The following is a 26,139-nucleotide window of genomic DNA, read 5'->3' on the forward strand; positions in this document are numbered from 1 at the left end:
GTTCCATGGTCGACGGTTTCGCCACCCCCGGCCCCCGCCACCTGCGCGCACGCCGGGCACGACGCCGCCAGGAGCAAGCCCTCGCCGACCTGATCATCGACGTGCGCCGGGCCCCGGAGGCGGACTCAAAGGATTCGGCACTGGAGACCGTGGCCTGGCACCGCGAGCTCGACGGAACGCTCCTGGGCCGCGCATCGCCGCAGTCGAGCTGCTGAACATCATCCGCCCCACGGTCGCCATCGCCTGGTTCGCCACCTTCGCCGCCCACGCACTGCACCGGTGGCCCCAGCACCGCGACCTGCTGCGAGCCGACGCCGCAGGCACCTACGCCGAGGCGTTCGCCCACGAGGTACGGCGCTTCTACCCCTTCGCTCCCTTCGTGGCGGGCCTCGCCGCGCAGGACTTGGCCTGGCACGGGGCACGCATTCCGAAGGACGCCCTGGTCCTGCTCGACCTGTACGGCCAGAACCACAACCCGGCCCTGTGGGAGGATCCGTACCGGTTCGACCCGCGCCGGTTCGCCACTCCCGAAGGGCCCCACGACCCGCTGGCCAACCTCGTCCCCCAAGGCGGCGGTGACCCGGCGCGCGGCCACCGCTGCCCCGGAGAGGACATCACCGTCACCGCACTCGCGGCCATCACGACGGAACTGGCGCGACTCGACTACGACGTCCCCGACCAAGACCTCGGGATTCCTCTGTCCCGCATGCCCACACTCCCTCGAAGCGGCGTCGAACTCCGCCTGAAGTAATCGGACAGGCCCTCACCGATCGCTCCGGTAGATGGCCGCCGGGGCGGTCGGGCTGTTGGTCGGGCGGCCCCATGGCACCGTCAACCGCCGGCCGCAAGCAGTCTCCGAGGGCCCACCCGAAACCCGCAGCGCCAGGTTGGTGCCTGGGACGTTCGCTCAGCCGCTTCGGCCGGGCAGTACTACGGCTCTCGGTCAGGTGTCCCGGCCGGCACTCTTCGCCCCTTCGGCGGCCCGACGCTGCGCATCGCTGCTCGGAGTCAACGCGTCGCCTTCTTCCCCTTCGTGCGTGTCGGGAAGCACCGCGTCCTCCGCTTCCTCGCGGGCCTCCGGGTCGCCGCTCTCGCCGGGAGCATGCGACGGAGGGGTAGGGGCCTGGTCGTGCTTCCTGGACTTGGTCATCGCGCACTCCGTTCGTCGCTCTGAACATGCACATCGGTATGCCCCACGTCTGCCCGGTTCGGCCTCCGCATCACATCGGCGGACACAAGACATGGCCGAGCCTCCGGAGCGCCTCACGGCATGACCGTCATCTCCGGACACCGCGTGACGACCGATGCGAGGTCGTGCCCGTCGGCGTACAGCCGACGCTGGGTGCGGGCGCCGTTTCCCCGTTCGTGCAGGCGCGCTACGCCTTCCCGGACCCGCAGGTTGACGTCGCGTGGGACCAGGTCGGCTTTCGCGATCCGGACGGTGGCCTCGGAACCGCCCTTGGTCTCGGGGTCGGCGGGCAGGCATGTCCGCATCCCCATTATCGTCGCGGCGACGATAATGGGCTATCGTCGCCATATGAACGAAGAACGGAACGAGAACACCGGCTCCGTGAACGGCTCAGCAGCCGAGCACGCACAGCGGGTGGCGGCGCAGGTCACGGCCGAGGCCGCAGATGACACGTCATGGAAGCGCGACCACATGACCATGACCTTCTTCCTGGCCGGCGCCCGGTCTTCGCACGAGGAGAGCCACCACGACGGGCAGTTGGCCAACTGGAGGAGGCAACTCACCGACTGCCTCGCGGCGGACGCCTACGCCGAGGTCGCCGAACTGCAGGAGCAGCTCCAGGGCTGGATACTGAAGGAGCTCCGGAACCGCGACAACGCCCTGGACGCGCTGCTCAAGGCGTACCCCCCGCCCAAGCCACAGCGCGAGGCGCCCCCGCAGTTCCCTGTACCGCCGGTGGAGACCCACCCCCCTGGCACCGAGGTCCCGTTGTACTTCACCGACGTCTTCGCCTTCGTCACCGACTTCCTCGCCCCCACCATCCGCCGCCCCTTGGACGGTACGTCCGCCACATGGTGCCCGCGCTGGTGGGAACACCCCGAAGCGGGGGCCCGGCTGTCCGCGCTCTGGCTCGCGTGGGAGCAGCTGCGCCTCGAACCGACCCTCGGCTTGACCACCTGGTGGATTCAGCACGCCGATCCGCACCTGCGCGTGCTGATGGACCCCAAACAGGGCCCCTTCGCCGCCTGCTCGCCCAAGGGACACACACGGACACCGTTCGAGCCGCTCCCGAACGACCCTTGCGACAACCCTGCCCTGTGACGTGAGTCGGCATCACCCAGGCCGTGCACGAACCTTGCCTGGTGCGGCACCAATGCTCCTCGTGACACCCGATTCAAGGGACTTTCCCACGGCAACCGGCATGTCGGCCCACCCCCGTGAGGACTTGACCGCCGTAGCGCCCGACTCCACGGTCGTCCACGCAAAACGCTCGGCTGGGAATCTCCAGCCGAGCGTCTGCACAAGCTGTTCACGTCCTGATCAACAGGGCCACGGGTTGCGACAACCCCTGGAAACAGCCCCTTGAGGCTTGAGCCGTTCGCTCAGAGGCCGGGCTCCTGCATCGTGACGCAGTGCGCGCCACCGCCGCCGTTGCCGTAGAGGTTGTCGAGGTTGAGCTGGATGACCGGTCTGCCGTAGGCGGCCGCGATGGCCGCCTTGGCAGCGGCGTCCTTGGCGGTGTCGCCGAACTGCGTGGTAATCACTGCCTGGTTGGTGACCGTGCAGTTCACGTAGGAGCTGAGGAACGCCGCCTGCTTGCCCTTCGATATCCGGGGCAGTGTGTCGGGGCCTTCGATGGTGAGGACTTGAAGTCGGCGCCCCCGGGCGTCGGTCGCGTTCACCAGGACGTCGTGGATGGCCTGGGCGTTGACGGTCCAGACGTCCGGCCGCACGGCGCCGGCCAGCTGAACCATCACCACGCCGGGCTTGATGTAGCGGGCGGTGCCGTCGATGTGGCCGTCGGTGACGTCCTGCCCGGTGACCCCCGGCAGCCAGATCATCTTCGAGGCGCCGAACCGGGACAGCAGCTCCGCCTCGATCTGACTCCGCGACGTGCCGGGGTTGCGGTTGGAGTTCACCCAACAGCTCTCGGTCGCCATCAGCGTGCCGTCGCCGTCGTACTCCACGCCGCCGCCTTCGCCGACAACGCCCGACTTGGCGAACGGGACGCCCGCGTAGGCCGCCAGGTTCTGGGCGACCGCGCGGTCCTTGTCGTAGGCGGAGGCCGGGAGGCCGTAGAAGCTCGTGGCGTTCTCGCCCCACGCGTTGAAGTTGAGGCCGAAGGCTTCCAGGCCGCCGGCCCCGTCGACGCGAAACAGCGGGCCGGTGTCCCGCATCCAGCAGTCCGAGACGGGAACCGAGCTGATCACCGTGACGGTGGCCCCGCACATGCTCCTGGCTTGCGACGCGGCCGAGGAGCCGTCCGCGCACATGACGACCGGTTCGTACTTGGCGATCTCCTTTGCGAGCTTGGCGATGTCGGCCTGGACCTTGGACAGGATGTTGCCCCAGATCGTGTAGCTGGACGGCCAGGCCATCCAGGTCCGCTTGTGCCGCGCGTCTTCCCCCGGCACTCGCCAGGACGCGGCGAGCGCGGGCTGGATGCCGCCGAGTACCGGCCCCATCGCCAGTGCGGCCGCGGCCGCTCCGGATCGGGCGAAAAGCGTCCTGCGGGTGATGCCCTGCCTGTCGTCGCCGTGCCGAGTGTTCATGAGTCGCTCCTTTTCAGGTGGGTTCCGTACGGGAGGCGCGTTCGGTTGCTCAGTGGGATGGCGGCAGGAGCAGCCCTTCCTCCCGGACCATCCGGCGTTCGGTGGCCAGGTCGAGGCTTCGGGCGAAGCGCCAGTAGAGGGCGCCGGACACCGGCAGGCCGATGAAGATCGAGTAGTCGACCCCTCCGAGGCTCTGCGCGACGGGCCCGGTGTAGAGGCCGGTGATGACCATGAACGGGGCCATGCAGGCCAGGCCGATCGCGTAGGCGACGTTGCCCCGCCGGCCCCACCGGCCGTAGATGCCGTGCGGGTTGAAGATCTCCTTGACGACGTACTGGCCGCGCCGGACGAAGAAGTAGTCGACCAGGTTGATGGCCGTCCACGGGATGAACAGGTACGTCAGTACGACGACCACGTTGGAGAAGAACCAGTTGAAGCGGTCGATGCCGACGAAGGTCGAGATTGCACCGACGGCGACCAGCATGATGCCGATCGTCGCTACCCGGATGGTCCGTGTCGGCTTGACCGGCCGGAACGAGTCCACGATCGAGATCATGGTGAGGCTGCCGCCGTACTGGTTGATCGCCATGATGGAGAGCAGCCCCACGAGCAGCACCACGACCGCGACGGTGCCGAAGCCGCCGAACAGCCTGTCGGCCGCCAGCTTGAGCGCCGTCACCGGGTCGGTGCCCTTGGGGGCTCCGGCCGAGACGACGGCACCGAGGATGAACACCCATGTCCCGGAGACCGCACTGGGCAGGTAGGTCCACCAGAAGGTGCTGCGGACGGGGACGTCGGGTTTGAGGTAGCGCGAGTAGTCCGAGACGTACGGCGCCCAGCCCAGCTGGAAGCCGGCGACGAAGACGAACACGAGCATGAACGGGGCCAGGTCGAACGGCCCGGCGTCCCAGACCCCGGTCGGCAGCCCTCCGCCGACCAGGGCCGCCACGGTGACGGCCGCGGTGATCACGACGAACGGCCAGGTGAGCCACCGGTTCAGACGGTGGATCCAGTCGTAGCCGAACAGGGCGATCACGGTCGCGACCGCGGCCGCCAGGAGATAGCCGAGCTCGTTGGGGATCCCGGTGAGCGTGTTCATGGCCTGTCCGGACAGCAGGGCGTCGGAGGTGTTGAAGGCCACGTAGTTGACCAGGGCGAACACCCACACGGAGAGCGCGGCGCCCAGATAGCCGAACTGTGGGCGGGACTGCACGAGTTGGGGCAGGCCCAGCTGGGGCCCCTGGGCCGAGTGGAAGGCCATGAAGAACGTGCCGAAGAGCGCGCCGAGAACGGTGGCGACCACCGTCCAGACGAACGAAGCCCCCATGGAGAGCGTCACGACGCCGGTCGCCAGACCGGTGAGATTGAGGCTGCCGACGAACCAGATGGCGCCGACGCTGGAGGGCTTGCCGTGCCGTTCCGCGAGGGGTACCCAATCGATCGAATGCTGTTCGATGCCCGCCGGAGATACCGAACCCTGCGCCTTCGAGGCAGTTGCCCCCATGTGACCTCCCAATGTGCGGGCCCCACGTGCCCGTTCAGCCTTCCCGGGCTTCCACAGCCGATCGGGTTGCGCTCAAGGTAGGGACTGACTCAAATTTCAGTCAATCCCTCAGTCGACGTGCCCCATGCAGCCATCACGGCCACCAGCGGGAACCGGGTCGCAGTGGGTGGACGCGACACGCGCTCCCACCTCCAGCGGTTGCGATTACGCTCACGGCCGGGCCCACCCAGCCCCTACCGACGGGTAGGAACTGATAAGATTTTCAGCGCCTTGGGACCGAACTGCGAGCAGTGGATCGGAGTCACACGCTCAGGCACGGCCATGGCCGTGGCCCTCCGCTCGGGCTTCTGCGGCGTGGCCCAGGAAGCCACGCGGTGCCCCCGATGAAGGGGCCGGCGCTGCGCCATGCCGCCCAACCGGCAGACATCCCGGGGCCCGTCACCACGCCGCGAGGGCTCGGTGGACACGCACGTGATCTGTTCCTACTTCGCAGTCACGCCGGCGCCGGCGGCGATGCCGATGCCGATGCGACGCACAACCGGCCGCCGGTTGGGCGGAAACCCCCGGGCAAAGAAAGATCACCAGCCAGTCAACCGTGGCGGTCCGAACCCGGTCTGTCGGTCCCGGCAGGCACCTCAGGGAGCCTGCCGGCACCACCCGAACCACAGCCCCTGGCAAGCAGAGACCGGGTCACGTTCGCGGCGGTCGAGACGGAGACCGGTCAGGCTCCGGTCGCGGCCCCGCCGGCCCGCAGCGAACTGGGAAACCCCGAGCCCACGTCGCACCGCTGATGCCTCGTCACCGTCGCCGGCCTACTCAAGGGCGGCCCCTGGAAGAACCTTCCACGGCCCCGCTCCCTCCGAAGAGCCTCCAGCATGCTCGCAGCGGTAAGCCGCAACGAAGGGGCAGGAACAGCTCGCAGCGCCACAACCCCGGCCGGTCCAGTGGGTCCCTGTCGGCCTGGGGACGGGCAGGACCGGGGCGGCCGCCGATCTTCGGCGGTGAGCAGGTCCCTGCTGCGTTACGACGACCGGCCGGCTGACCCGCGCCTACCCCCTGCGACGGCCTTCACCCCACCCCACCGGCTTCGGGAAAGCCCGGCAGGCGGAAGGACCACACACGGCGGTGGGCCGCTCCCCGCATGAGGGAAGCGGCCCACCAGGGCATGGCGTCGGGCGGTGCCGTCCGGCTACCAGCGGTACCAGCGGCCGCTGCTGTTCTTGGGCCGGGCCACGAAGCCGATGAGCCACAGCACCAGCACCGCGATCGCGATCCACCAGAGGATCTTCAACGCGAACCCGGCACCGAACAGGATCAGGATGAGCAGGAGAACGAGAAGCAGGGGAACCATGGTTATCAACCTCCGAGGCATCGGTTGCCCCCCTCCGCGACGGTCATGCACCTGACTTTTACCCGGTTCCCGGGCGCGCAGCCGGGTAGAGCGGCAGCCCGCCGCGCAGTGCCGTACGCGGTTCGCCCGGTCGGCGGCAAGAAAGGGGTTTGCGGTCGCTGATCCGGAGCAAATGAGCGGTCACGACCAATCCGGTACTACACGAGGAGGTCCCGATGTCGGGCACGGAGAAGACCAAGGCACACGCCGAGCAGGCCAAGGGCAAGGCCAAGGAGATGCTGGGCCGGGCCGTCGGCAATGAACGGATGACCGCCGAAGGCCAGGGGGAGCAGACCAAGGGCAACGCCCGACAGGTCAAGGAAGACATCAAGGACACCTTCCGCCACTGAGCCGCGCACGCCCTGGTGCGCTGCCCCTTTTGGGCCCCGACCCGTCCCCCGGGTCGGGGCCCGGTCGCATGCCTGCCGGCGGCATGGCGCTCGGCCGGGTCAAGTCCCTTACGCACTACGCGCTGCGCGCCCTGGAGAACGCCCTCGGTGTCCCGTACACCCGTAAGCGCCTGGAGCGGGTCACTGCGAGACGGTCTGCGGAGCTGCGGGGACGGGCGCGAGCCGGTAGGCGTTCTCGTCGGTGATCACGCGGCCGGCGGTGGGCGGCGCGAAGTGGGTGCCGAGGACCAGGGTCTCCGTGTCGGCGAGGGAGCCGAGGAGCTTGCGGCGGGAGGCCTCGGACTGCTCCGGGTCGATGTCGACGCACGCGCCGATGGAGGGGTGGGCGAACTGGACCGGGTGGTGGATGCAGTCGCCTGTGATCAGTGCCGTCTCGCCCTGGCTGGTCAGCTCGACGGCGATGTGGCCTGGGGTGTGGCCGGGCGTGGGCAGCAGGCGCAGGCCCGGGGCGATCTCGACTCCCTCGGCCGGGACGTCGACGGGGTCGAGCAGCTCCGCCTCCTCTACGGGGATCACGGAGTCGCGGAACATCTGCTTGCGCGCCTCTTCCATGTCGTACGCGGCCCAGAACTCCCGCTCGATGCGGGAGGTCAGGTAGCGGGCGTTGGGGAAGGTGGGGACCCACTCGCCGTCCACTTCCCGCGTGTTCCAACCGACGTGGTCGGCGTGCAGGTGGGTGAGGATCACCAGGTCGACGGAGTCCGGGGGAAAACCGGCGGCGGTGAGGCGATCGAGGAAGTCGGTCCGCAGGTCGTGCCAGGCGGGGTTGGCCCGCTCCTTGCCGTTGCCGATGCCGGTGTCGACGAGGATGCGCAGCCCGCCCAGGACGAACGCGAAGCTGTGGCTGTCGATGCGCAGGATGCCGTCGTGGTCGGCGAAGTCGGGGCGCAGCCAGTCCTGCTGCTTGACCAGCTCCGCGGTGGCGTCCGGCAGCAGCCAGGGTCCGGTCTCGGGCGGCAAGGGGACCTCGTCGATGCGGTGGACGGTGACGTCGCCCACGGTCCAGGAGGGGATGGTGGTGGTCTCATCGGCCGGTGAGGCGTGCATGGTCCGTCGTTTCCTTTGTTCTTCAGTGGTTTTCAGCGGAGGTGGCCGTCTGCGGCGTGGAGCGCCTTGCGCCGTGACGCGGTCAGTGCTGCCACCGCCGCGACGGCGAGAAGGGCTGCGGCCACGGCGTAGGTGTGGGAGGTGGTCCGCAGTCCGAAGTGCTGGGTCGCGGCGCCCGCGACGATGGCGGGGACGCTCATGGACAGGTAGCTGAGGACGTAGTAGGCGGCCAGGGTCGCGGCGCGGTCCCGTTCGCCGAGCGAGGTGAGCATCATGCCCAGCGCGCCTTGGGAGACGGCGCCGAAGGCGACGCCCGCCAGGGCCGCGCCGGCGTAGACGGCGAGCAGGCCGACGCCGTGCAGACCGAGCAGACTCAGGGCCACGGACGGGATCACCACCACGGCTCCGCCGGTGGCTGCGGCGAATGGCGCCGTTCGCCGCAGCGTCCACACGGTGAGCGCCGCCGCGGCGCTGACGGTGAAGAAGACCATGCCGCCGAGCGCGTACGGGGCGCCCGGGGCCACGAGGCGTACGAGCGCCGGGCCGAGGGAGGAGTAGAAGCCGCCCAGTGCCCAGACGGCGACGACTCCGGTGCCGGCCGCCGGCAGGGCGCGGCGGGCCGTAGGCGGCAGGGCGAGCTGCGGCCGCAGGGAGCGCAACGCTCCGGCGCGCGGGCGGACCGTCTCCGGGATGAACGTGACCGCGATCGCCTGGGCGGCGAACAGTGCCGCCAGGAGCACGTACACGGTGGCCGTGGGGGCGGGGGCGAAGCGGACGAGGAGGGTGGCGACCAGTACGCCGGCGGCCATGCCGGCGACCGGGGCGAGGCCGTTGGTCAGGGCGGACCGGCCCGCACGCCGGGGGTCCGCCAGGTCGAGGAGGGCTGCGCCGGCTGCGCTGGTGGCCGCGCCCGTGGCCGCTCCCTGCAGGATGCGGGCGGCGATCAGCCGGCCGGCGCCGTCCGCCGAGGCCAGGACCAGCATCGAGACTGCCTCCAGGACCAGGGCTCCCACCAGGACCGGGCGCCGCCCCAGGTGGTCGGAGAGCGCTCCGACGGTGAGCAGGGCCACCAGCAGGGTCAGGGAGTAGGCGCTGAAGATCACCGTGATCGTCAGGGCGGTCAGGCCCCACTGGTCCTGGTAGAGGGGGTACAGGGGCGTCGGCGCGCTGGAGGCCGCCAGAAGCGAGGCCAGGACCGACGCGCCGAGCACGAAGGCCGCAGAGCGGTTCACCGTACCGGAGCAGGCGGTCGAGTACGGGCACTGTGCGGGTGCGCCCGGTGTGGCGCTGGACATGAGACTCCCTCCACTAAACGCAATGGGTTTGCTTTAAGCCACCGTATGCCTTAGCGTCCCTTAAAGCAAACCATTAGCTTTTGGCGTGGGGATTGCTCCATGGCTCCAGCTCGATCAGGAGAGAACGCCTATGTCCGCTGCTGAACTCACGCCCCCGGAGGCCGCCCTCTGGGCCAACCGTGCAGGGCTCCCACTACGCGCCGACCGGCACGCCGCAGTGGCCGCCACCGCCAACCACATCCACTCCGTCGTCACGGTCCTGCGGGAACTGGACTTCGGGGACACCCCGCCTGCCGCCGCCTACCACGCGGGAGAGGAGAAGAGCGATGCAGCCGTATGAACTGCCCCTCGCCGCAGCCGCCGACGCGATCCAGGCACGCAACCTGTCCCCCGTCGAGCTGGTGGACTCCGTCCTCGACCGGATCGAGCAGACAGAACCACGCCTGAAGTCCTACGCCACCGTCACCGCGGAACGGGCACGCCGGGCGGCGCGCGAGGCCGAGCACGAGGTCGCCGCCGGCCGCCTGCACGGCCCGCTGCACGGTATCCCCATGGGGCTCAAGGACCTGATCGACGTCGCGGACGCGGCCACCACGGCCGGCTCCCGGGTCCGCGCGGACCACCGCGCGGAGGCCGACAGTACGGTCGCCGCGCGTCTGACCGCGGCCGGCGCGGTCCTGGTCGGCAAGACCCACACCCATGAGTTCGCCTACGGTCTGACCACCCCGCAGACCAACAACGCCTGGGACCAGGATCGGATCGCGGGCGGCTCCAGCGGCGGATCCGCAGTCGCCGTCGCCGCGGGCGCCGCGACCTTCGCACTGGGCACCGACACCGGCGGGTCGATCCGGGTGCCCTCTGCGCTCAACGGAGTCGTCGGCCTCAAGCCGACCTACGGCCTCGTCCCCCGCCACGGCATCACGTCACTGTCCTGGTCGCTGGACCACGTCGGGCCGATCACCCGCACCGTCGAGGACGCGGCCCTGGTCCTGACCGCCCTGGCCGGCCACGACCCCCGCGACCCCGCCTCCCTGGACATGTCCGCCGCGGACTACCGGCCGGGCGCGGGTACGGATCTGACAGGGCTGCGCGTCGGCGTGCCGAGCAACCACTACTTCGACCACGTCGACCCGGAGGTCGAGGCCGCCGTCCGGCGCGCCATCGCCGAACTCGAGACCCTCGGCGCGCGCCTCTTCGAGGTCGAGATCCCGATGACGCGCTACGTCCAGGCCACCCAGTGGGGCCTGATGGTGCCGGAGGCAACCGCCTACCACGAGCGAACCCTGCGCGCGGTCCCCGAGCTGTACCAGGCGGACGTCCGCATCCTCCTCGAAGCCGGCGAGCTGATGCCGGCCGGGGACTACCTGCGCGCCCAACGCTCCCGCACACTCATGCGGCAGGCCTGGGCGCGCCTGCTGGAGGAGGTCGACGTGATCGCCGCACCGACGGTCCCGGCCACCGCGGCAAAGGCGGACCAGTCCACTCTCACCTGGCCGGACGGCACCGTCGAGGGTGTCTCCGACGCCTATGTACGCCTCTCGGCCCCCGCCAACATCACCGGGGTGCCCTCGCTGTCCGTGCCGGTCGGACACGACACGAAAGGCCTGCCCATCGGCATGCAGCTGCTCGGCCGCCCCCTCGGGGAGCGGACGTTGCTGAGGGTCGGCCACGCCTACGAGCAGACACGGCCCGCACACCGGCCGGCGGCGGTATGACGAACCGACCGCGTGGCCCCGGCCGAACCGGCCGGGGCCACGGACGAGCACTTGAAGCAAGATATTTGCTTTAAGGTGGTTGCGTGAGCCGAAAACCAATGGTCCGCCCCGGCGGGCGCAGCGCCAGGGTGCAGGCGTCGGTACACGCCGCCGTGCACGAACTCGAGGCAGAGGTGGGCCGCGAAGCACTCACGGTCCCCCTGGTGGCAGCCCGCGCCGGAGTCACCCCGTCCACGATCTACCGCCGCTGGGGCGATCTGCAGGAGCTGCTGTCGGACGTGGCGGTCGAGCGCCTGCGGCCCGAGACGGCACCGGAGGACAAGGGAAGCCTGAGGTCCGACCTCGAGGCCTGGGCCGAGCAGTTCCTCGAGGAGATGTCCGCCACCGCGGGCCGCGCCTACATCCGCGACGCCCTGCTCGGTGACCCGGACGGCAGCAACGCCGGCCAGTGCTCCACCTACGCGGCCGAGCAGATCGGCGTCATCCTCGACCGCGCGGCCGGCCGCGAGGAGACCACACCCGACGTCGAGACGGTCCTCGACCGCGTCATCGCCCCCATGATGTACCGCATCCTCTTCCGCCCCGACGGGCTCGACACCGCGTACGCGCGTGAGCTGGTGGCAGGGTTGGTCGGCTCGACCGACCACTGACCGAACGCCTCCGCGAGCGGACTGTTCCCTGAGGCCGGATGCTCCGATCCGGGCGTCCACCGCACCCCGCACGACGGGTACTCCCCCGCGCCCCGGGCATCCCGAGGGCGCCACTCCATCGGCGGTCCGACCGAATCCCCGCGCTCGGCCTCCCGGGAGCCAGGCCATGGGCGTTCGATCGTCCACCGATGTCGTCCGAGTCGCTACGAGGCCTCGACGCCCTTGCGGGCGATGCGCTGCCGGATGCCCCGCTGACCGCACGTCCTCCGAGTCGATCGCGTCCCCGACCGGGCCAGGTCACCGGGCAAGCCCGGTTCATCGAGGCCCAGGCGGTGCGGCTTGGCCCACGCCCGGGCCTTCGTCCACTCCGCCCACCTGCGGCGAGCCGTTGCCTTGATGGCCCGAACGACGCCGAGGGCAGCGGCTGGACGTGCAGCCCGACGTGGCCACGAACACGATCGCGGCCAGAACCTCACGGTCACCATGTCTTCGCCGGCCACCGTCCCGAGGCCGCGTCGGCGCCTTCGGCACCAGCCGCTCAGCGGTCCCCGCCACGGTCGACAGCCGACCGAATCAGCTGAGATGACGTCTAAGGGACCAGGACGATCTTGCCGAGGTTGCGGCGCTGCTCCATGAGGGTGTGGGCTCGGGCGGCATCGGCGAGGGGGATCTCTGCGTATACGGTGGCGCGCAGGGTGCCTGCGTCGCGCATCTGCCAGAGTTCGTTCAGCCAGCGGTCGTAGAGTTCGGGCTTGCCGGTGGCGATGGCCCGAATCTGGAAGCCGATCATCGAGGCGCCGCGGACCAGGAGTTCGTACGCCTCGACTGTGCCGCCGCCGAAGCTGAAGGCCACCAGTCGGCCGCCCGTCGCCAGGGCACGCACAGCGGGGCCGAGGAGGTTGCCGCCGACACCGTCGAGAATCACGTCGTACGGGGCGCCCCAGTCGGCGTCCTCGTAGAGGAGTACCTCGTCGGCGCCCAGCCCTCGGACGAAGTCGGCCTTGTCCGCGCTGCCGACGGCGGCGGCGACGTGTCCCGCCCCGGCGGCCTTGGCGTACTGGAGGGCGAGCGTGCCCACTGCGCCGGCCGCTGCCGTGACCAGGACCGACTCGCCGGGCCCCACGCGCGCGGCCTCGTAGGCGCCGCGCGCGACCAGCCCGCTGCGGACCAGGGCGACCGCCTCCACGGCGGTCGCGTCGTCCGGGATCGGGGAGGTCATGGCAGTGTTCAGGACCGCGAACTCGGCGTAGGCATCGGCGAAGCACAGCCCGGTGACGCGGTCTCCCACGCCGAAGGCCGTGACTCCAGGCCCCAGGGCGACGATCGTGCCGGCGACCTCGCCGCCGAGCCGGATTGGCTCACGGCCCTCCAGCACCTTGCGCACGGTGGGCAGGGTCACCCCGACCGCCTCGACCCGGATCAGCACCTCTCCGGCTCCCGCCTGGGGCGGGGCGGCCTCCTCGGCGAACAGCATTTCGGGTCCACCGTTGACCTCATGGCGGATGCGCAGCACAGGACCTCCCCGATCCGGACTCATTGGATATCCCAACGATAGGGTCAATGTCATTGGGAAGTCCAATGAGTTTTCGATAGGCTGTGCACATGACCGCGGACCTCCAGCGCATCCAGTCCTTGCCGACGTGGCTCGTCGGCCGTGTTGCGGCGCGTGGCCGCGGTCTGGTCGCCGACGCGATCGCCGCGGAGGGGTTGAAGCTCATGCACCACGCGGTCCTGGCCGCGACGGCCGAGTACGGGCCCGTCACCCAGGCCGACCTGGGCCGCCGACTGGCCATCGACCCCAAGGACATGGTCGGCATCCTCAACCACCTCCAGAAGCAGGGCCTCGTCCTGCGCGCACCCCACCCCTCCGACCGACGCAAGAACGCCGTTACCGTGACCCCGGAGGGCACCGCCACGCTCTCCCGCTGCGGAGCTCTGGCCGAAGCCGCCAACGCCGAGCTGCTGGCACCACTCACCCCGGATGAGCAAGGGCAACTGATGGCCCTCCTGACCCGGCTCCACGAAGCAACGGAGATCCGGGCCTGATCCCACACGATCGGCCGAACAGCCAACAGCGCCGCACCCCCTGACGGAACCCTGCCGAACACCAGGGTGCGGGGGTAGGGCGGCCGCGGCCGGGTGGACGCCGGGTACACGGCACGTCTGGAGGGAGACCCCGCACCACCAAGCGGTCACCGCAGGTGACTGACGGAGCTCGGTGCGGGTGGTCCCATCCGGCTTCGCGCGGCCCTGCGGGCCGCGCTCGACGGCGTCCTCCGCCCCGATCTCGGGGAGTCGACCGCGGCCCCAAGAGAGGGCGGCACAGGCCGTGCAACCCACCCTCGACGTGGCCGTCCGCCCTGCGCGCACCCGACCTCGCCGGCACCCTCCACTTCTTCACCCTCACCCCCTCCCCCACACCATGGCGCACGTCGCGGCGGCGCCGATGTCGCCGGCGACACCGGAACGAGCGTCAGGCCGCGGTGCATCTGCCGATGGCCTGCGAACAGAGGCAGGGGCGTGGGAAGTTCCGCCGTCGCGGCGCCTCGACGGCGACGGGTGTGGCCTCCTCACCGAGCCGGGCCTCAGGCAGGCAGGGTGAAGACGCCGACGAGCCGGAAGGGGACGGCGCAGTCGGATGGTCCGCCCCCGGATTTAATCGCTGTTCAGCGTCAGACACGCCCTTGTACGGTGTACGAGACAGTCTCGTACACCGTACAAGGGGGAAATATGACGGCGACGACCGCCGCCTCATCGCCCACCACCACTGGTGGACACCCGCAGCGCTGGTTGATCCTCGGCGTCATCTGCCTCGCCCAGCTCACCGTGCTGCTCGACAACACCGTCCTGAGCGTCGCGATCCCCTCGCTGACCTCCGAACTCCACGCGTCCACCACCGACATCCAGTGGATGATCAACGCGTACTCACTCGTCCAGTCCGGCCTCCTGCTCACCGCGGGCAACGCCGCCGACCGCTACGGCCGCAAGAAACTCCTCGCCCTCGGACTCGCGCTCTTCGGGCTCGGCTCACTTGCCGCCGGACTCGCCGCCTCCACCGCGCAGCTCATCGCCGCACGGGCCGGCATGGGTGTCGGCGGCGCACTCCTGATGACCACGACACTCGCCGTCGTCATGCAGATCTTCGACGACTCGGAGCGGGTCAAGGCCATCGCGCTCTGGTCCACCGTCAGCTCGCTCGGCTTCGCCGGCGGCCCGCTGATCGGCGGAGCCATCCTGAACCACTTCTGGTGGGGAATGATCTTCCTCATCAACATCCCGGTGGCACTGATCGGCCTGGTCGCCGTTGTCAAACTCGTACCGGAGTCGAAGAACCCGCAGGGCGCGCGCCCCGACCTGCTCGGCGCGTTGCTCTCCACGATCGGCATGACCTCCGTCGTGTACGCGATCATCACCGGGCCCGGGCACGGCTGGGCCTCCACCGAGGTGCTGTTCCCGGCCGCCGTCGGGGCCGCGGTCCTCGGCGCCTTCGCCCTCTGGGAGCTGCGCACCCCGTACCCGATGCTCGACATGCACTTCTTCCGCAACGAGAAGTTCATCGGAGCCATTGGCGGTTCCCTGCTCGTGGTCTTCGGCATGGGCGGCTCGCTCTTCCTGCTGACCCAGCACCTGCAGTTCGTCCTGGGATACGAGCCGCTGGAAGCCGGTCTGCGGATGGCGCCGCTCGCGCTGACGATCGTGGGCCTCAACCTGACCGGTCTGGGCCCCAAGCTCGTGATGAAGATCGGCACCCCGGCCGCGGTCCTGATCGGCATGACGCTCGTCTCCGGCGGCCTCACCTCGATCGCCGTGCTCGGTGGCGGCACGGACGGCAGCTACGGGGGCATGCTCCTGGGCCTGGTCCTGATGGGCGCGGGAATCGCCGTCTCGTCGCCGGCCATGGCCAACGCCATCATGAGCGCGATCCCGCCTGAGAAGGCGGGTGTGGGCGCCGGAATCAACGGCACCCTCGCCGAGTTCGGCAACGGACTGGGCGTCGCCGTCCTCGGTGCCGTCCTCAACGCACGGTTCGCCGCCCTGATCACCGTCATCGCGACATCGCTGCCCGCGGCCCTCGCCGCGGCCGGAAGCGAGGCCGAACGGGCCGAGATCTCCCGCGCCTTCGCCTCCGGGCTCCAGACCAGCCAGCTGGTCGGAGCGATAGCCGTCTTCGCAGGTGGTCTCGTCGCCGCGGCGCTGCTGCGCAGGGCGGAGCGGTCCGAGAAGAGGCACGCGGCTGCATAGCATGGCCGATGACCGCTGACAGGTGAACGCACGGAGGAACTCCATGGTCAAGGCCGCAGACCGGGCCAACAACCCGGCGGGTTCCAGCGTGTGGCTCGAACAACGGCCCCGACGCAGCGGAGGCGGCCCGGCCGGTCTCGACCGCGAACGGATCGTGGCTACCGCGATCCGGATGCTGGACGAGGACGGACTGGGCGGCCTCTCCATGCGCAAGCTCGCCACCGAACTGGGCGTCACCGCGATGTCCGTCTACTGGTACGTGGACACCAAGGACGACATCATCGAGTACGCCGTCGACTCGGTCTACGGGGAGATCGACCTCGGCGCAGTCGATGCCGCCGGGGACTGGCAGGACCGGGTCCGCGTCCTCGCTCTGGACTACCGGCGGATGCTGGTACGACACCCGTGGATGTCACCGAGCGCAGGGCGCTACCTGAACATCGGACCGCACGCGATCGCCGTCGGCGCCAAAATTCAGGAAGCCATCGCGGCCACCGGTCTGCCGCTGCACCGGCAGCCGAGCGCGATGTCGGCAGTCTTCCAGTTCGTGTACGGCTACGGCACCGTCGAGTCGCAGTTCGAGCGCCGGGCGGCCGAGGCGGGCATGTCCCAGAACGACTTCTACGACGAGTCGATCAAGGCCTACCGAGACGATCCACGGTTCACCGAGGCACTCGAACCGATCGCGGAGATCCTCGTCGAACGCGCTTCGCACGGCAACGTCAGCGCCATCTGGGAACGGGACTTCGCGTACGCCCTGGACATCCTCGTCGCAGGGATCGAAGTCATGGTCGCCCGCGAGCGCTCCGACTCCGTGTAGCCGCCGGCCAGGGCGCTCGCTCTGCGCCGGCGCCCCGGATGCGCTCGCGCAGCCCGGCGATCCCGCGTGCGTGCCGTCAGGCGCCGCACCAGCGCTCGCCTCCCCCGTGGTCACCCCGCAGCCGGCCACGACGTTCAGCAACCGGTCCCGCTCCGCCGCGAAGGCGCTCGACAGAAGGGGGCCGACCGTACGGGGGTATCCGAGTAGGTGCGGAGGGGAGCCCGGCCCGGGTGACCGGCGTACCGTCACGCGGCGCGTCCCACCCACGCCACCCGCACCCACACCATGATGCGCGCCCTCCTCGCCGCCTGCCGACGCCGTCACCCGACCCGTTGGGCCAGCACCTGTCCCGGCCATGCTTCTGACAGGAAACGGTCGGTGGCGATGAACCCGTTGCGCTCGTAGAACGCGACCAGTTCGCCCCCGCCACCCGCCCAGCAGTCGACCCGCAGCAGCTCCACACCGGCCCGGCGGGTTTCCTCTGCGGCATGGGCCAGGAGCCTCGCACCGACGCCCAGACCGGCGTACCGCCGGTCGGAGACCAGCAGCCGGACGTACCGCTCGGGTTCCTCGGCCGGCGCGATCGGCATCTGGGGGCTGGGCCCGGAGTCCAACACCAGAGCCCCGACAGGTACCCCGTCCAACTCCGCGATGTACGGTGAATTTTCGGTCATGTACCGCTCGACCCGCGCCACCCCGCCAGGCTTCCGCGAATACGGTGTCGTGCCCCACTGCTCGGTGTTGCCGCGCTCGTTCATCCAGACCACCGCGGAGTCGAGCATGTCGAGCACGGCTGGTGCGTCGGCCAGGGCGCCCGGTCTGATCCGTATGCCATGTGTCGTGTCGTTCACGGATGGAGCTTAGACAGCGCGAGGCGGATCCTGGCAAAGTCGATGCCGTCACTGCCCGGCTTCTGTCGGTGTGCGGCGGCCAGCCATGGTTCAGGGGATTACGTCGTGCGCTGGTCGTGGGTGTCCTGGCGGAGCCGGTCGGTGTGCCGGGTGAGGGTGTCGATGCGGTCGGCGAGTTCCATGTCCTGGGGCCGCAAGTGGGGCCGGGTGTCGGCCAGCGGCTGCAGGAGACGGGCGGCGTCGCTGTCGGCCAGGGCCGTGTTCAATTCGCCGATGGCCTCCTGTGCACTGACGGGAAGGCCGGTGAGGGAGGTGACCTGACCGGCGAGGCGGCGCAGGTCGGCTGCGTTGTCGCCGGCCCAGGTGGTGACGGTGCGGTCGGCGGCGCGGGCGTCGCGGGTGGCCTGGACGCGTTGTTCGCCGGTGCTGCCGGCAGCTCCGGGGCGCTGGCGCAGGTAGCGGCGTTCGGCGGCCTGGCGGCTGGCGACTCCGAGGGGGCCGGCGAGGTCGGCCCAGCTCGCGCCCTGGTCGCGGCCGATTTCGATGAGACCGGTTTCCCAGCCGGCGAGCTCGTCGCGGATTTCGCGCAGCATCAGCAGTGCGGCCAGGGCCGGGTGCGGGGCCGAGCCGGGCGCGGAAGCCGGGGCAGCGACGGGTGCGGCGTCGGGATGACGGTGGGATCGTTCAGCAGGTCTCAGGTGCATCGGGGACGTGGCCGAAGCCGTCCGCGATGCCGATCGATGCATACCGCCAGGGCGACGGGTACGTGATCGCCTTCGACCTTCCCGGTGTGAGCACCGAGGCGATCGACATCGACGTCGAGCGGAACATGCTGACCGTGAAGGCCGAGCGCCGACCCGCGGATGTCGTGCACGTCGGCGGTGAGATGGACATCGACCGGGCCCCGATGCTGCGCAACGCTCTGCACACCGCGATCACGCGGCCCGGCCGCCCCGCCGAGATCGTCGTCGATCTGGCCGACCTGTCCTTCTGCGACTCCTCCGGCCTCAACGCCCTCATCCAGGCCCGGCACGACGCAGAGGAACACGGCAAGCAGCTCGTCCTCCGCGCCCCGCAACACCAGTTCCTGCACCTGCTCGACATCACCGGCGCCGACACCCTGTTCGCGATCACCGACACCTGACCCTCGGGTGGGCCGGCCACCGGAGGGACAGAGACCGTGTGAGCGCCGCATCGGCGTTCCGGCGCCACGGAGCCGTACAGGGACGGCAAGGCGGTGCCACTGCCCCGGCCGGCTTACGACATCCGGCGGTACAGGCGTGCCCGTGTCACGGTGGGAGCGCGAGGAGAGGTCCTCTACCGGGACAGCAAAGAGCCCTTGTCGTCAGCGCGGCGGGACCGGATGATCAGCTCATGTACGTAGGCCGAGGCACCTTCGACGACATTCCTGTGAGCACCCTCTTCCCCCAGGTGTCTGCCGCCGGCGTTGAATCACTGCAGCGCGCGGCTCGTTGCATCGACGGAACTCTGTCCGATGTTGTCACCAAGGGGTGGGATTGGTGGCCGGAGCGTGCAGCTTTCGCAGGTCCCCAGTCCCGGACATGGGTGATTCTCCTTCTGTGTGTTGTTCAGCCGTCGGGTGAAGGCGACTGGTTGGAGTTCCAGCTCCACGTGGGCTGGACGGACCGGGGCCGGCACGAGGTGGCCGCCTCGGTCAACGTGGGCTGCTGGTGCGAGACCGACCACGGCACCCATGACGTCGACGTCCTCAAGTTCGTGGTCGGTGACGAGATCTCGTTGCCCCAGGCCTTCCAAGCATGCGCAGAACGCATGACGGGGTGGCTGTCCGACCCTCACGACGCAGACTTCTGGCGAGCCCGAGAGGATGTGCCGGCGCGCCGCATGTAACCCCCTGGCCAGGGCCGCTTCGAATCCTCCTGCCCGGCGTGAGGGCCGGGCCGGTCACCCGCTCGCCGGCCCTGCCGAAGGCGGCCGTAGCCGCCTCGACTTCCGCCCCGTCGCGCCCATCGAACACCAACACGTCCCAGAACGGCGCATTGGTCTGCGTGACCAGCACCATCACGGCCCCCAGCCGACCGCAGCAGCGACGACAGAGACCTGAATGAGCGTCACTTCCCAAGGCCGGAGGCCAGGCGTACGCGGTCTCACACGGATCGGTCGCCTCCCGATCGAACGCCGAGGCAACGCTCCGCGACGGCTCCCCCAGATCGGCGCCAGGACCCAAGTCCCGTCGACTTGGATCTCCGATCTGCCACCGCAATGCCATCCGGCGCCATCGACAAAGGGCCAGTGCACGGCCCCTGTTTCACCAACTGCTGGTGGCGTGTGAGCTGGAGGCAGCCGTTTCCGACCGTGGGCAGGCCAGACACGACTCAGTTCTCCCGCGCCGCCCACGGGATCGCCGGCCCCGCCGGCTCGAGCCACAGCAGTCGGCCGCCCCCTCGGTCACGTCCCTGGGCGCTGCGAGGCGGCGGAGAACTGCGGTGGGTCGGCGGTCTGGGTGATGTGGGCTCGATCCGGGCTCGTACCGGTCGCAGAAGAGAAACGACTCCCGATGTGCTTCGACTGGCCCGGGAGACGAGCGCCCTGCGGGGACCGCAGGGAAAACCACCTCTGAAACTGCGCAGTTGGGCACTACCGTCGGTGCGATGACAACACGATCCATGCCGGCAGGACAGCCAGTGACCCTGACCCTGGCCGACGCCCCGATGCGTCAGGCCCGTAACTCCGCCGCCTTTTGGGCCGCGACCGGCCGAAGTCGAGGCCATGCGGTCATCCGCCGCCGCGGGTTCGTCGCGGTCGACGGCGACCTGCGCGCCGGCCTGCGGATCCTGATCCAGGAGCCGGACCTCGACCCGGACGAGTTGACCGAAGTGAGCGAGCTGGTACGCCGGGCCCCGGGCCCGGCAAACATCGAGGATCCGTTCAGCTCGACCGACCTGAGCCACCTGGACCTGCGCAGCTGGCAAATGCCGGTCATGCTGCGGCCCCCCGGCCCGGTCGGTGAACCGGCACTGGAGGTGATCCGGGCACGGCAAACCGAGGACCTTCAAGCCGCCGAGCGGATCGTGATCGAGGGCTTCGAGCTGGCCGGATTCGAGCCGTACCGCCCCGGCGAGCTGTTCCCGGCGGCGCTGATCGAGCAGCCGGGCGTGGACGTGTTCGTCGCCAAGCACGACGGCGTGCCCGTGGGAGCCGGCGTCAGCGTCGTGGACGACGGAATCGGCAGCCACTACTGGATCGCGACCTCCCAGTCTTTCCGGTCACGCGGCGTGGGGCGGGCCGTCATGCTCGGCTCCCTCGCGCCCCTTGCGGACCTCCCGCTCACGCTCACCGCGTCGAAGCTGGGCAGACCGCTGTACGAGTCGATGGGCTACACCGTCGCGGCCCCCTCGACCTGGTGGGCCTCGCACTGATGCCGACACCGCCGCGCTAGAGCCCGCCGGTTGGTGAAAGGCCGGACCAACGATGAGGGTCCAGGTCGGGGACCTGGGCCCCTGGCCGGCGACGGCGGGCGCCGGCGTTGTCTTGCGTGTGTGTGGAGTCGACGTCGGGCGACCGGCCGTGCTGTTCGGTCCCTTCGTGTTCCGGCTGGGTCCTTCTCCGTGCGCAGGGCGCGATTGCGGCCTGGTCGTGGGAGGTTCTCCAGTCCGGCGATCCCCCGGTCCCAGCCCCTGCCCCATCGGCGCCGTGTCAACCCTCGCAACGTGATGGGCCGCCCTTGCGGCTCTCGGGGCCGGACAAGGCCGTCACGGAACCGCCGCTTACAACAGCCGGCAGCAGCGGAGCGCGGAGCCCCGGTCAGCTGGGCGGCACCGGATCTGCCGGGAAACCTGTCGAGGTCGGGCGGAAGCGGGCTGTCCCGCCCTTGGGACCATCGCGCTCCGGGGCTCGCCGCGTATGACGCGCGCGGTTCAGGCCGGCCGCCGAAAGCCCTCGCAGCGTGCAGGCGGGGCAGCAGGTACGGCAGCCCGGCCTTGTTCACGACTTCGGGCTCTGGCTCAAGTTTCGCGGAGTGTCACTCTTCGTGGCGCCGGACCCTTGACGGCCGGTCGGCTGGGAGCCTTTCTCATGGCTGGCCGGGTCCGTCGAGGCGTTCCGTGGGACCGGCGAAGGCGAGGAAGAGAGTCCGCGTGGTGAGCAGCCACGTGTCGTCCACCCTGCGGAACGTGTCTTCGTAGTGCCCCACCTGAACCGGGGGCCGCGGCGGGATGAGGCCCTCGCTGTAGCCGTCGACACGGTACGTGGTGAAGTAGGTGGTGGCGGAGGCGGTGTCCGCGGAGGTCACGGCAACCAGGATGTTGGTGCATATACGGCGTGACAGTCGGTCTGCGGGCCGGTTGCCGAAGTAGGTGCGCAAGGCGTCGCGACCCGAGATGCGGCGGTCACCGGCCGGCCATTCCCAGGTGCCGTCCTGCGTGAAGAGGTCCGCCACCGAGCCCGGGTCCCCGAGGTCCAGCCGGTGGACGAACTCGACGACCAGCCGCTCACAAGCCCGTTCTGCGAGCAGGCGTTCCATCGGGTCAAGTGTCTCAGCATTCATGATCAACTCATATCAGGTCGCCCCTGACTGAGGCAGCCTCACTCGGGCTGAGCCTCGGTTCCGGGCTCATGTTCTCCACCCTGCCCGTCCGTGGCCGTTCATGACCGTCCCCACCTGCCGATCCGTGACTCAGTGTGGCGAGTCCACCATGGCCGCCGAGGAGACCGGCCAGAACGGGCTCCGCGCGCCCCCGTGCGCGCCCGGGTGCCTCCGCGCTCCCTGCCCCGCGTCTCGAACTTGGCGTTCACTGAAGGGCGGCTGTGGCGGACGGGTGCTCGCAGTTGGGCAGTCAACCTTGCGAAAGGGCTCTCGTGAAACCTCTTTCCAGGCGCATCGCGAGCGCGGCGGCCATGTGCCTCTTCATCAGTGTCGGATCGGGTGCCGCTGCGGTTGCGACGTCCCCCGCGCCGATCACCTACAGTGCGGGTGCCACCGCGTTGGCCTACGCCGACGGCAACCAGCTGCGCTTCTATTACCAGCTGGACGGAGACCCGATCTGCCGCGGACAGGCAGTACCGGGACCCGGCGCGCACTCCGCGCCTGCCCTGGCCCGCGACAACACCGCCACGGTGATTGCAACTCAGGGCCCGAACAACAGCCTGTATTTCTACTGGAACCTGCACAACAACCCGACGTGGACATCCCAGAAGGTTGCCGGCGAGTACACCACGTATTCGGCCCCTGCCATCACCCGGGACAGCACCAGTACAGTGATCGCGGCCACGGATCTGAACGGGCACTTGTATACATACACGAATATGCATGGGAGCCCGGCCTGGACCAAGGAGCAGGTCGCGTCGGACTTCGCCGTAGGAGCTCCCTCGATCGCCCGGGACGGCACCACCACCGTTATCGCTGTCCGGGGAACCGCCAACAGCTTGTACTTCTACTGGAAGCGAAACGGCGACACCGTGTGGCAGCAGGATCTGGTCGCCTCTGCCGGCACGATTGCCTCAGACCCGACGATCGCCCGTGACAGCACCTCCACGGCGATCGTGGCGCGCGATGTGAACAACGGTGTGCGGTACTACCGGAACGTGCACGGGAGCCCCGGCTGGCCCTGGACTCAAGTGAGCCCTGCACAGTCCGTGGGCAACGCCGGCGACCCCCAGATCGCAGACGACGGTACGACGTCATCGATCGTTGCGCAGGCTGCGAACGGTGAAATCCACTTCTGGTGGAAGCCGAACGGCACGGGCTCGTGGACCCGAGACGTTGTCGAGTGGCCCAACGTGGCAGGTAAACCGTCGCTCACCCGGAACACGACAGCGAGTCGGATCGCTGCCCCCGCGAACGCGGGCACCACAATCCGCGTATATCGCAACTTCCATGGCCAACCAACCTGGTCCGCGACTGATTGCAACATCCGCTGATCCGGGGAGGAGGTGCCGCCCGTCCTGCTCCAACCATGCGCCCACGTATCGGGCTACGAGATCACTGCGGCGCGCTGGGCATGGGGCGAGTTCGGCGCGTGCAAGTCCGTCATCCAGTTCCCGGGACCGGAGCTGAAGGAGTACGCCACGACGCGCTTCGGGGCGACTCAAGTTCGGGGCGACTCAAGAAGGAGCAGGCTGCCCTTCTCGGCCGATGCCGGTGAGGCGTTCGACGAGGACTGGCTCGGCGCACACACCAGGGCAGGGATGGGATGACCCGAAAGGCAGGCGAGCGGATGCGGTGAAGGGCGCTGCCCGTCCCGCGCCGACTTCGCCGGTCGCGGTTCGGGCGGCAAAAGGATCAGCAGCTGACTTCACCGCAACCTCTTAGTTGAGCTGCGCGGTCCTGCTGGCGACGAGCTCTCCGCCGGCGAAGCCTTCCACGCGGGCGGAGCGGGCGGCGGCCGCGTCGGGGACGGTGACGTCGGCTTGGCCGTCGGACAGGTCGAGGGAGGCGCGCGGGCGCTGGTCGACGTAGACGTCCAGCCGGTCGATGTTGGTGGCCTTGACCTTGAGCCGCAGGACACCGTCGGTCGCGGCTGCGTTCGTGATGGACACGGCGTGCGGTTTCAGGCTCTTGAGGAGCTGCCCGGCCTTCTCGAACAGGTCGGCGTTGCCCTGCAGCAGGTCCCGGCGGGTCATCCGGTACGGCACGTCGGGAGTGATCCCGAGATCCTCCACCGGCGTGCCGGAGTTGGCGCCGACGCGGAGGGTACGGCGGATCGCCACCCGCATGCCGGCTCCCTTGGGCAGCTGCGCGTATGGTGTGCCGGGATCGTTCTTGAGGGCGTTGATCAGGTCCTTGTGCTCCCAGACGTTGGCGCCGCCCGCGCCGGTGCTCTCATCGGTGCCGAGTACGGGGCCGATCTGGTGGTCCTGGAAGCCGGCGGCGAAGATGTCGGTGGCCGAGTAGCAGCGGGCGTTGGTGATCAGGACGACCGGGCCGAAGTACTGCTGGCCGATCTCGTTGGCGATCTCATCCGAGATGAGGGGCACGGCGCTGGAGTAGGTCGCGCCGATCTCGAGGGCCTGCTCCATGGACGGCAGCCAGGCGCCCAGTTCCTCCGGGTTCTGGCGGCAGATCCGCAGGTTGAGCGGGGTGTTGACGAACTGTGCCGGCTCGGGGGTGATGTGGCGTGGGGTGAGGGTCTGCAGGGCGAACTCGGAGTTGATGACGTAGCCGCCGCCGTTGTCGCGGACGTCCAGGATCAATCCCTGGTCCGGCATCTTGCCGAGCAGATCGAGGTATTCGGGGATGAACTCTTGCGGGGGGTGGTGGAACGTGAAGATCCGGAGGTAGCCGAAGGGGCCGACCGACGTCTGGACCTCCTGCGCCCGAAACACGTCGGGCAGCGAAGTGGAGATCTCGCCGGCATGGACCTCAGGGGCTGCATCGCCCGCTTGGAGGGCCTGTTGGCGGGCGACGACCTTCGGTGCGAAGAGCATGACCTTGGCACGGTTGGTCTCGTCCATGTCGAGGTCCAGGCCCACGGGCTGCGCGAGGCCCGACGGGGCTTCCCCGGTGACGAACTTCGGGCGGCTGTCAACGATCCGCCAGACCTCGCGCAGCTCGCGCGCCGTGCCGTCGGCATCGACGTAGCTGACGGTCACCCACTCCTCGAACGGGGGCAGGTGCATGGCGAGCGACCGTACGGTCAGCGACTGGATGCCCCGGCTGCGGCGAGCGGCCGCGTTGCTGCCGGCGAACCGAGCGGCGTGCAGGTCGACGGCGTTGGCGATGGGGATCCCGCTCCAGTGGGTGATCTCGACGCCGCGTTCAAAGCCCGGGGCGGAGAAACCCTCGGCCAGATGGGTGACCACGAAGTGCTCCCCCTGGGCGTCCTCGTACCGCTCGACAAGGAACGGCAGGAAGGCGATCTTGCCTGCGTAGGGGGCGGGAAGCAGGTAGTTGGTGTGGAGGTCCCGCACCGAATGGAAGATTTCCGACATCTCGGCGTGGAACAGCCACTCCGGGGGCTTGGTCTCCTCGGTCTGCCGCTCCAGCCGGCGGCGCAGCAGCCGCAGCCGCTGCACCGGGTTGACGGCGTGCATCGCAGCCTTGAGCGGCAGGTGGACGTAGTTCTGATCAAGCATGAGCACTGCCTGGTCGACGATGAGCCGGCGCTCAGCCAGTGTCAGGGTGCCGGCGCCCGCGAGGAAGTCGGGCAGTGCGGCGGCCGCGGCCAGGTGCTCCCTGACGGGTTCAGCGGCATGGGGGATGAAATCCGGGGCGGAGCTGACGACGGGGTCTGCCATGGTGCCTCCCGAGGCGGCGGGGTCTCCGGGTTTTCCACCCTCAGTTATCGGGCGGGGCCAGCGCGATGCTGAGCTGCTCGGCACTGTTTCGCCTGAAAGGACCCTCGCACCGGGACCCGCCGGAAGCCACCACGGGGTGATCTTGGAGCCCGAACAGCGTGTTACGCCTTGCCGTCCAGGATGAGGGTGCGGCCCAGACGAAGACGACGGATGTCGTCAGCGCCCTGAAGGGCGGCGAAGCCGGCGCGGGCCGCCTCGAC

At 69.6% G+C, this 26,139-nt stretch carries 24 protein-coding genes and 3 pseudogenes; 14 read left to right on the forward strand and 13 right to left on the reverse strand.

What is annotated here, in order from left to right:
• Positions 1 to 2: 2 nt before the first annotated feature.
• Positions 3 to 751, forward strand: a pseudogene (locus ACFYZL_RS05145) (cytochrome P450); the annotation flags it as partial.
• 192 nt (positions 752 to 943) lie between these two features.
• Here ACFYZL_RS05145 and ACFYZL_RS05150 read toward each other — a convergent pair.
• On the reverse strand, positions 944 to 1,150 hold the full coding sequence (locus ACFYZL_RS05150; RefSeq protein ID WP_388676158.1) for a hypothetical protein: 207 nt from the start codon (positions 1,148 to 1,150) through the stop codon (positions 944 to 946).
• A 113-nt stretch (positions 1,151 to 1,263) separates the two neighbouring features.
• Positions 1,264 to 1,494, reverse strand: a complete 231-nt coding sequence (locus ACFYZL_RS05155) for a hypothetical protein (RefSeq protein ID WP_388676955.1) — start codon at positions 1,492 to 1,494, stop codon at positions 1,264 to 1,266.
• A 43-nt stretch (positions 1,495 to 1,537) separates the two neighbouring features.
• Here ACFYZL_RS05155 and ACFYZL_RS05160 point away from each other — a divergent pair, with 43 nt between their 5' ends.
• Both ACFYZL_RS05160 and ACFYZL_RS05165 read left to right on the forward strand, forming a co-directional pair.
• Positions 1,538 to 2,290 carry a DUF4913 domain-containing protein gene (locus ACFYZL_RS05160; RefSeq protein WP_388676161.1) on the forward strand — a complete coding sequence of 251 codons (753 nt, stop codon included), beginning with the start codon at positions 1,538 to 1,540 and terminating at the stop codon, positions 2,288 to 2,290.
• Positions 2,291 to 2,372: 82 nt separating this feature from the next.
• Positions 2,373 to 2,509, forward strand: a pseudogene (locus ACFYZL_RS05165) (IS30 family transposase); the annotation flags it as partial.
• Between the two features lie 62 nt (positions 2,510 to 2,571).
• On the opposite strand, the gene ACFYZL_RS05170 reads toward ACFYZL_RS05165, so the two are convergent.
• The 3 genes from ACFYZL_RS05170 to ACFYZL_RS05180 form a co-directional block, all read right to left on the reverse strand.
• Positions 2,572 to 3,741: an agmatine/peptidylarginine deiminase gene (locus tag ACFYZL_RS05170; RefSeq protein ID WP_388676164.1), complete on the reverse strand. Its 1,170-nt coding sequence runs from the start codon at positions 3,739 to 3,741 to the stop codon at positions 2,572 to 2,574.
• Between the two features lie 49 nt (positions 3,742 to 3,790).
• Positions 3,791 to 5,245: a purine-cytosine permease family protein gene (locus ACFYZL_RS05175; RefSeq protein ID WP_384742714.1), complete on the reverse strand. Its 1,455-nt coding sequence runs from the start codon at positions 5,243 to 5,245 to the stop codon at positions 3,791 to 3,793.
• 1,189 nt (positions 5,246 to 6,434) lie between these two features.
• Positions 6,435 to 6,596 (reverse strand): hydrophobic protein, encoded by a 162-nt coding sequence (locus tag ACFYZL_RS05180; RefSeq protein WP_384742711.1) that lies wholly within the window; start codon positions 6,594 to 6,596, stop codon positions 6,435 to 6,437.
• A 215-nt stretch (positions 6,597 to 6,811) separates the two neighbouring features.
• On the opposite strand from ACFYZL_RS05180, the gene ACFYZL_RS05185 reads away from it, so the two are divergent.
• Complete coding sequence (locus ACFYZL_RS05185) at positions 6,812 to 6,985, forward strand: CsbD family protein (RefSeq protein ID WP_384742709.1); 174 nt, start codon at positions 6,812 to 6,814, stop codon at positions 6,983 to 6,985.
• Between the two features lie 180 nt (positions 6,986 to 7,165).
• Here ACFYZL_RS05185 and ACFYZL_RS05190 read toward each other — a convergent pair whose 3' ends face one another.
• The gene (locus tag ACFYZL_RS05190) at positions 7,166 to 8,092 is read right to left on the reverse strand and encodes an MBL fold metallo-hydrolase (RefSeq protein ID WP_388676169.1); all 927 of its coding nucleotides are present in this window, start codon (positions 8,090 to 8,092) and stop codon (positions 7,166 to 7,168) included.
• A 32-nt stretch (positions 8,093 to 8,124) separates the two neighbouring features.
• The gene (locus ACFYZL_RS05195; RefSeq protein WP_388676172.1) at positions 8,125 to 9,387 is read right to left on the reverse strand and encodes an MFS transporter; all 1,263 of its coding nucleotides are present in this window, start codon (positions 9,385 to 9,387) and stop codon (positions 8,125 to 8,127) included.
• A 130-nt stretch (positions 9,388 to 9,517) separates the two neighbouring features.
• Here ACFYZL_RS05195 and ACFYZL_RS05200 point away from each other — a divergent pair, with 130 nt between their 5' ends.
• From ACFYZL_RS05200 to ACFYZL_RS05210, 3 genes are all read left to right on the forward strand, one after another.
• Positions 9,518 to 9,727: a hypothetical protein gene (locus ACFYZL_RS05200; protein WP_388676175.1), complete on the forward strand. Its 210-nt coding sequence runs from the start codon at positions 9,518 to 9,520 to the stop codon at positions 9,725 to 9,727.
• Positions 9,714 to 11,102 (forward strand): amidase, encoded by a 1,389-nt coding sequence (locus ACFYZL_RS05205; protein ID WP_388676177.1) that lies wholly within the window; start codon positions 9,714 to 9,716, stop codon positions 11,100 to 11,102. Before ACFYZL_RS05200 ends, ACFYZL_RS05205 begins: the two co-directional genes overlap by 14 nt.
• A gap of 98 nt (positions 11,103 to 11,200) precedes the next feature.
• Positions 11,201 to 11,752: a TetR/AcrR family transcriptional regulator gene (locus ACFYZL_RS05210; RefSeq protein ID WP_388676920.1), complete on the forward strand. Its 552-nt coding sequence runs from the start codon at positions 11,201 to 11,203 to the stop codon at positions 11,750 to 11,752.
• Between the two features lie 293 nt (positions 11,753 to 12,045).
• On the opposite strand, the pseudogene ACFYZL_RS05215 reads toward ACFYZL_RS05210, so the two are convergent.
• A pseudogene (locus ACFYZL_RS05215) lies at positions 12,046 to 12,316 on the reverse strand (transposase); the annotation flags it as partial.
• A 25-nt stretch (positions 12,317 to 12,341) separates the two neighbouring features.
• On the reverse strand, positions 12,342 to 13,265 hold the full coding sequence (locus ACFYZL_RS05220; RefSeq protein ID WP_388676180.1) for a zinc-binding alcohol dehydrogenase family protein: 924 nt from the start codon (positions 13,263 to 13,265) through the stop codon (positions 12,342 to 12,344).
• An 89-nt stretch (positions 13,266 to 13,354) separates the two neighbouring features.
• Between ACFYZL_RS05220 and ACFYZL_RS05225 the strand changes: the two genes are divergently transcribed.
• From ACFYZL_RS05225 to ACFYZL_RS05235, 3 genes are all read left to right on the forward strand, one after another.
• Positions 13,355 to 13,798 (forward strand): MarR family winged helix-turn-helix transcriptional regulator, encoded by a 444-nt coding sequence (locus ACFYZL_RS05225; protein ID WP_384742693.1) that lies wholly within the window; start codon positions 13,355 to 13,357, stop codon positions 13,796 to 13,798.
• A gap of 684 nt (positions 13,799 to 14,482) precedes the next feature.
• A complete protein-coding gene (locus ACFYZL_RS05230) occupies positions 14,483 to 15,994 on the forward strand; it encodes an MFS transporter (RefSeq protein WP_384742690.1) in 1,512 nt (503 codons plus the stop codon).
• 43 nt (positions 15,995 to 16,037) lie between these two features.
• Positions 16,038 to 16,814, forward strand: coding sequence for a TetR/AcrR family transcriptional regulator (locus ACFYZL_RS05235; protein WP_384742687.1), 777 nt, complete (start codon positions 16,038 to 16,040; stop codon positions 16,812 to 16,814).
• Between the two features lie 320 nt (positions 16,815 to 17,134).
• Here the strand turns inward: ACFYZL_RS05235 and ACFYZL_RS05240 are convergent, their stop codons facing one another.
• Together ACFYZL_RS05240 and ACFYZL_RS05245 are read right to left on the reverse strand one after the other, a co-directional pair.
• On the reverse strand, positions 17,135 to 17,665 hold the full coding sequence (locus tag ACFYZL_RS05240) for a GNAT family N-acetyltransferase (protein WP_388676185.1): 531 nt from the start codon (positions 17,663 to 17,665) through the stop codon (positions 17,135 to 17,137).
• 98 nt (positions 17,666 to 17,763) lie between these two features.
• Positions 17,764 to 18,369, reverse strand: coding sequence for an HSP18 transcriptional regulator (locus ACFYZL_RS05245; RefSeq protein ID WP_388676188.1), 606 nt, complete (start codon positions 18,367 to 18,369; stop codon positions 17,764 to 17,766).
• A gap of 26 nt (positions 18,370 to 18,395) precedes the next feature.
• Between ACFYZL_RS05245 and ACFYZL_RS05250 the strand changes: the two genes are divergently transcribed.
• The 3 genes from ACFYZL_RS05250 (at position 18,396) to ACFYZL_RS05260 (ending at position 21,063) form a co-directional block, all read left to right on the forward strand.
• The gene (locus tag ACFYZL_RS05250; protein ID WP_388676191.1) at positions 18,396 to 18,809 is read left to right on the forward strand and encodes an anti-sigma factor antagonist; all 414 of its coding nucleotides are present in this window, start codon (positions 18,396 to 18,398) and stop codon (positions 18,807 to 18,809) included.
• A gap of 470 nt (positions 18,810 to 19,279) precedes the next feature.
• On the forward strand, positions 19,280 to 19,534 hold the full coding sequence (locus tag ACFYZL_RS05255) for a hypothetical protein (protein WP_384742678.1): 255 nt from the start codon (positions 19,280 to 19,282) through the stop codon (positions 19,532 to 19,534).
• A 761-nt stretch (positions 19,535 to 20,295) separates the two neighbouring features.
• Positions 20,296 to 21,063, forward strand: coding sequence for a GNAT family N-acetyltransferase (locus tag ACFYZL_RS05260; protein WP_388676194.1), 768 nt, complete (start codon positions 20,296 to 20,298; stop codon positions 21,061 to 21,063).
• 653 nt (positions 21,064 to 21,716) lie between these two features.
• Here the strand turns inward: ACFYZL_RS05260 and ACFYZL_RS05265 are convergent.
• Positions 21,717 to 22,190 (reverse strand): nuclear transport factor 2 family protein, encoded by a 474-nt coding sequence (locus tag ACFYZL_RS05265; RefSeq protein ID WP_384742674.1) that lies wholly within the window; start codon positions 22,188 to 22,190, stop codon positions 21,717 to 21,719.
• Between the two features lie 311 nt (positions 22,191 to 22,501).
• Here ACFYZL_RS05265 and ACFYZL_RS05270 point away from each other — a divergent pair, with 311 nt between their 5' ends.
• Positions 22,502 to 23,563, forward strand: a complete 1,062-nt coding sequence (locus ACFYZL_RS05270; protein ID WP_388676197.1) for a hypothetical protein — start codon at positions 22,502 to 22,504, stop codon at positions 23,561 to 23,563.
• Positions 23,564 to 23,950: 387 nt separating this feature from the next.
• Here ACFYZL_RS05270 and ACFYZL_RS05275 read toward each other — a convergent pair whose 3' ends face one another.
• Positions 23,951 to 25,879 (reverse strand): S41 family peptidase, encoded by a 1,929-nt coding sequence (locus ACFYZL_RS05275; RefSeq protein ID WP_388676200.1) that lies wholly within the window; start codon positions 25,877 to 25,879, stop codon positions 23,951 to 23,953.
• Between the last annotated feature and the right edge of the window lie 260 nt (positions 25,880 to 26,139).

This window comes from Streptomyces sp. NPDC001717, from assembly GCF_042892775.1.
Lineage (GTDB): Bacteria > Actinomycetota > Actinomycetes > Streptomycetales > Streptomycetaceae > Streptomyces.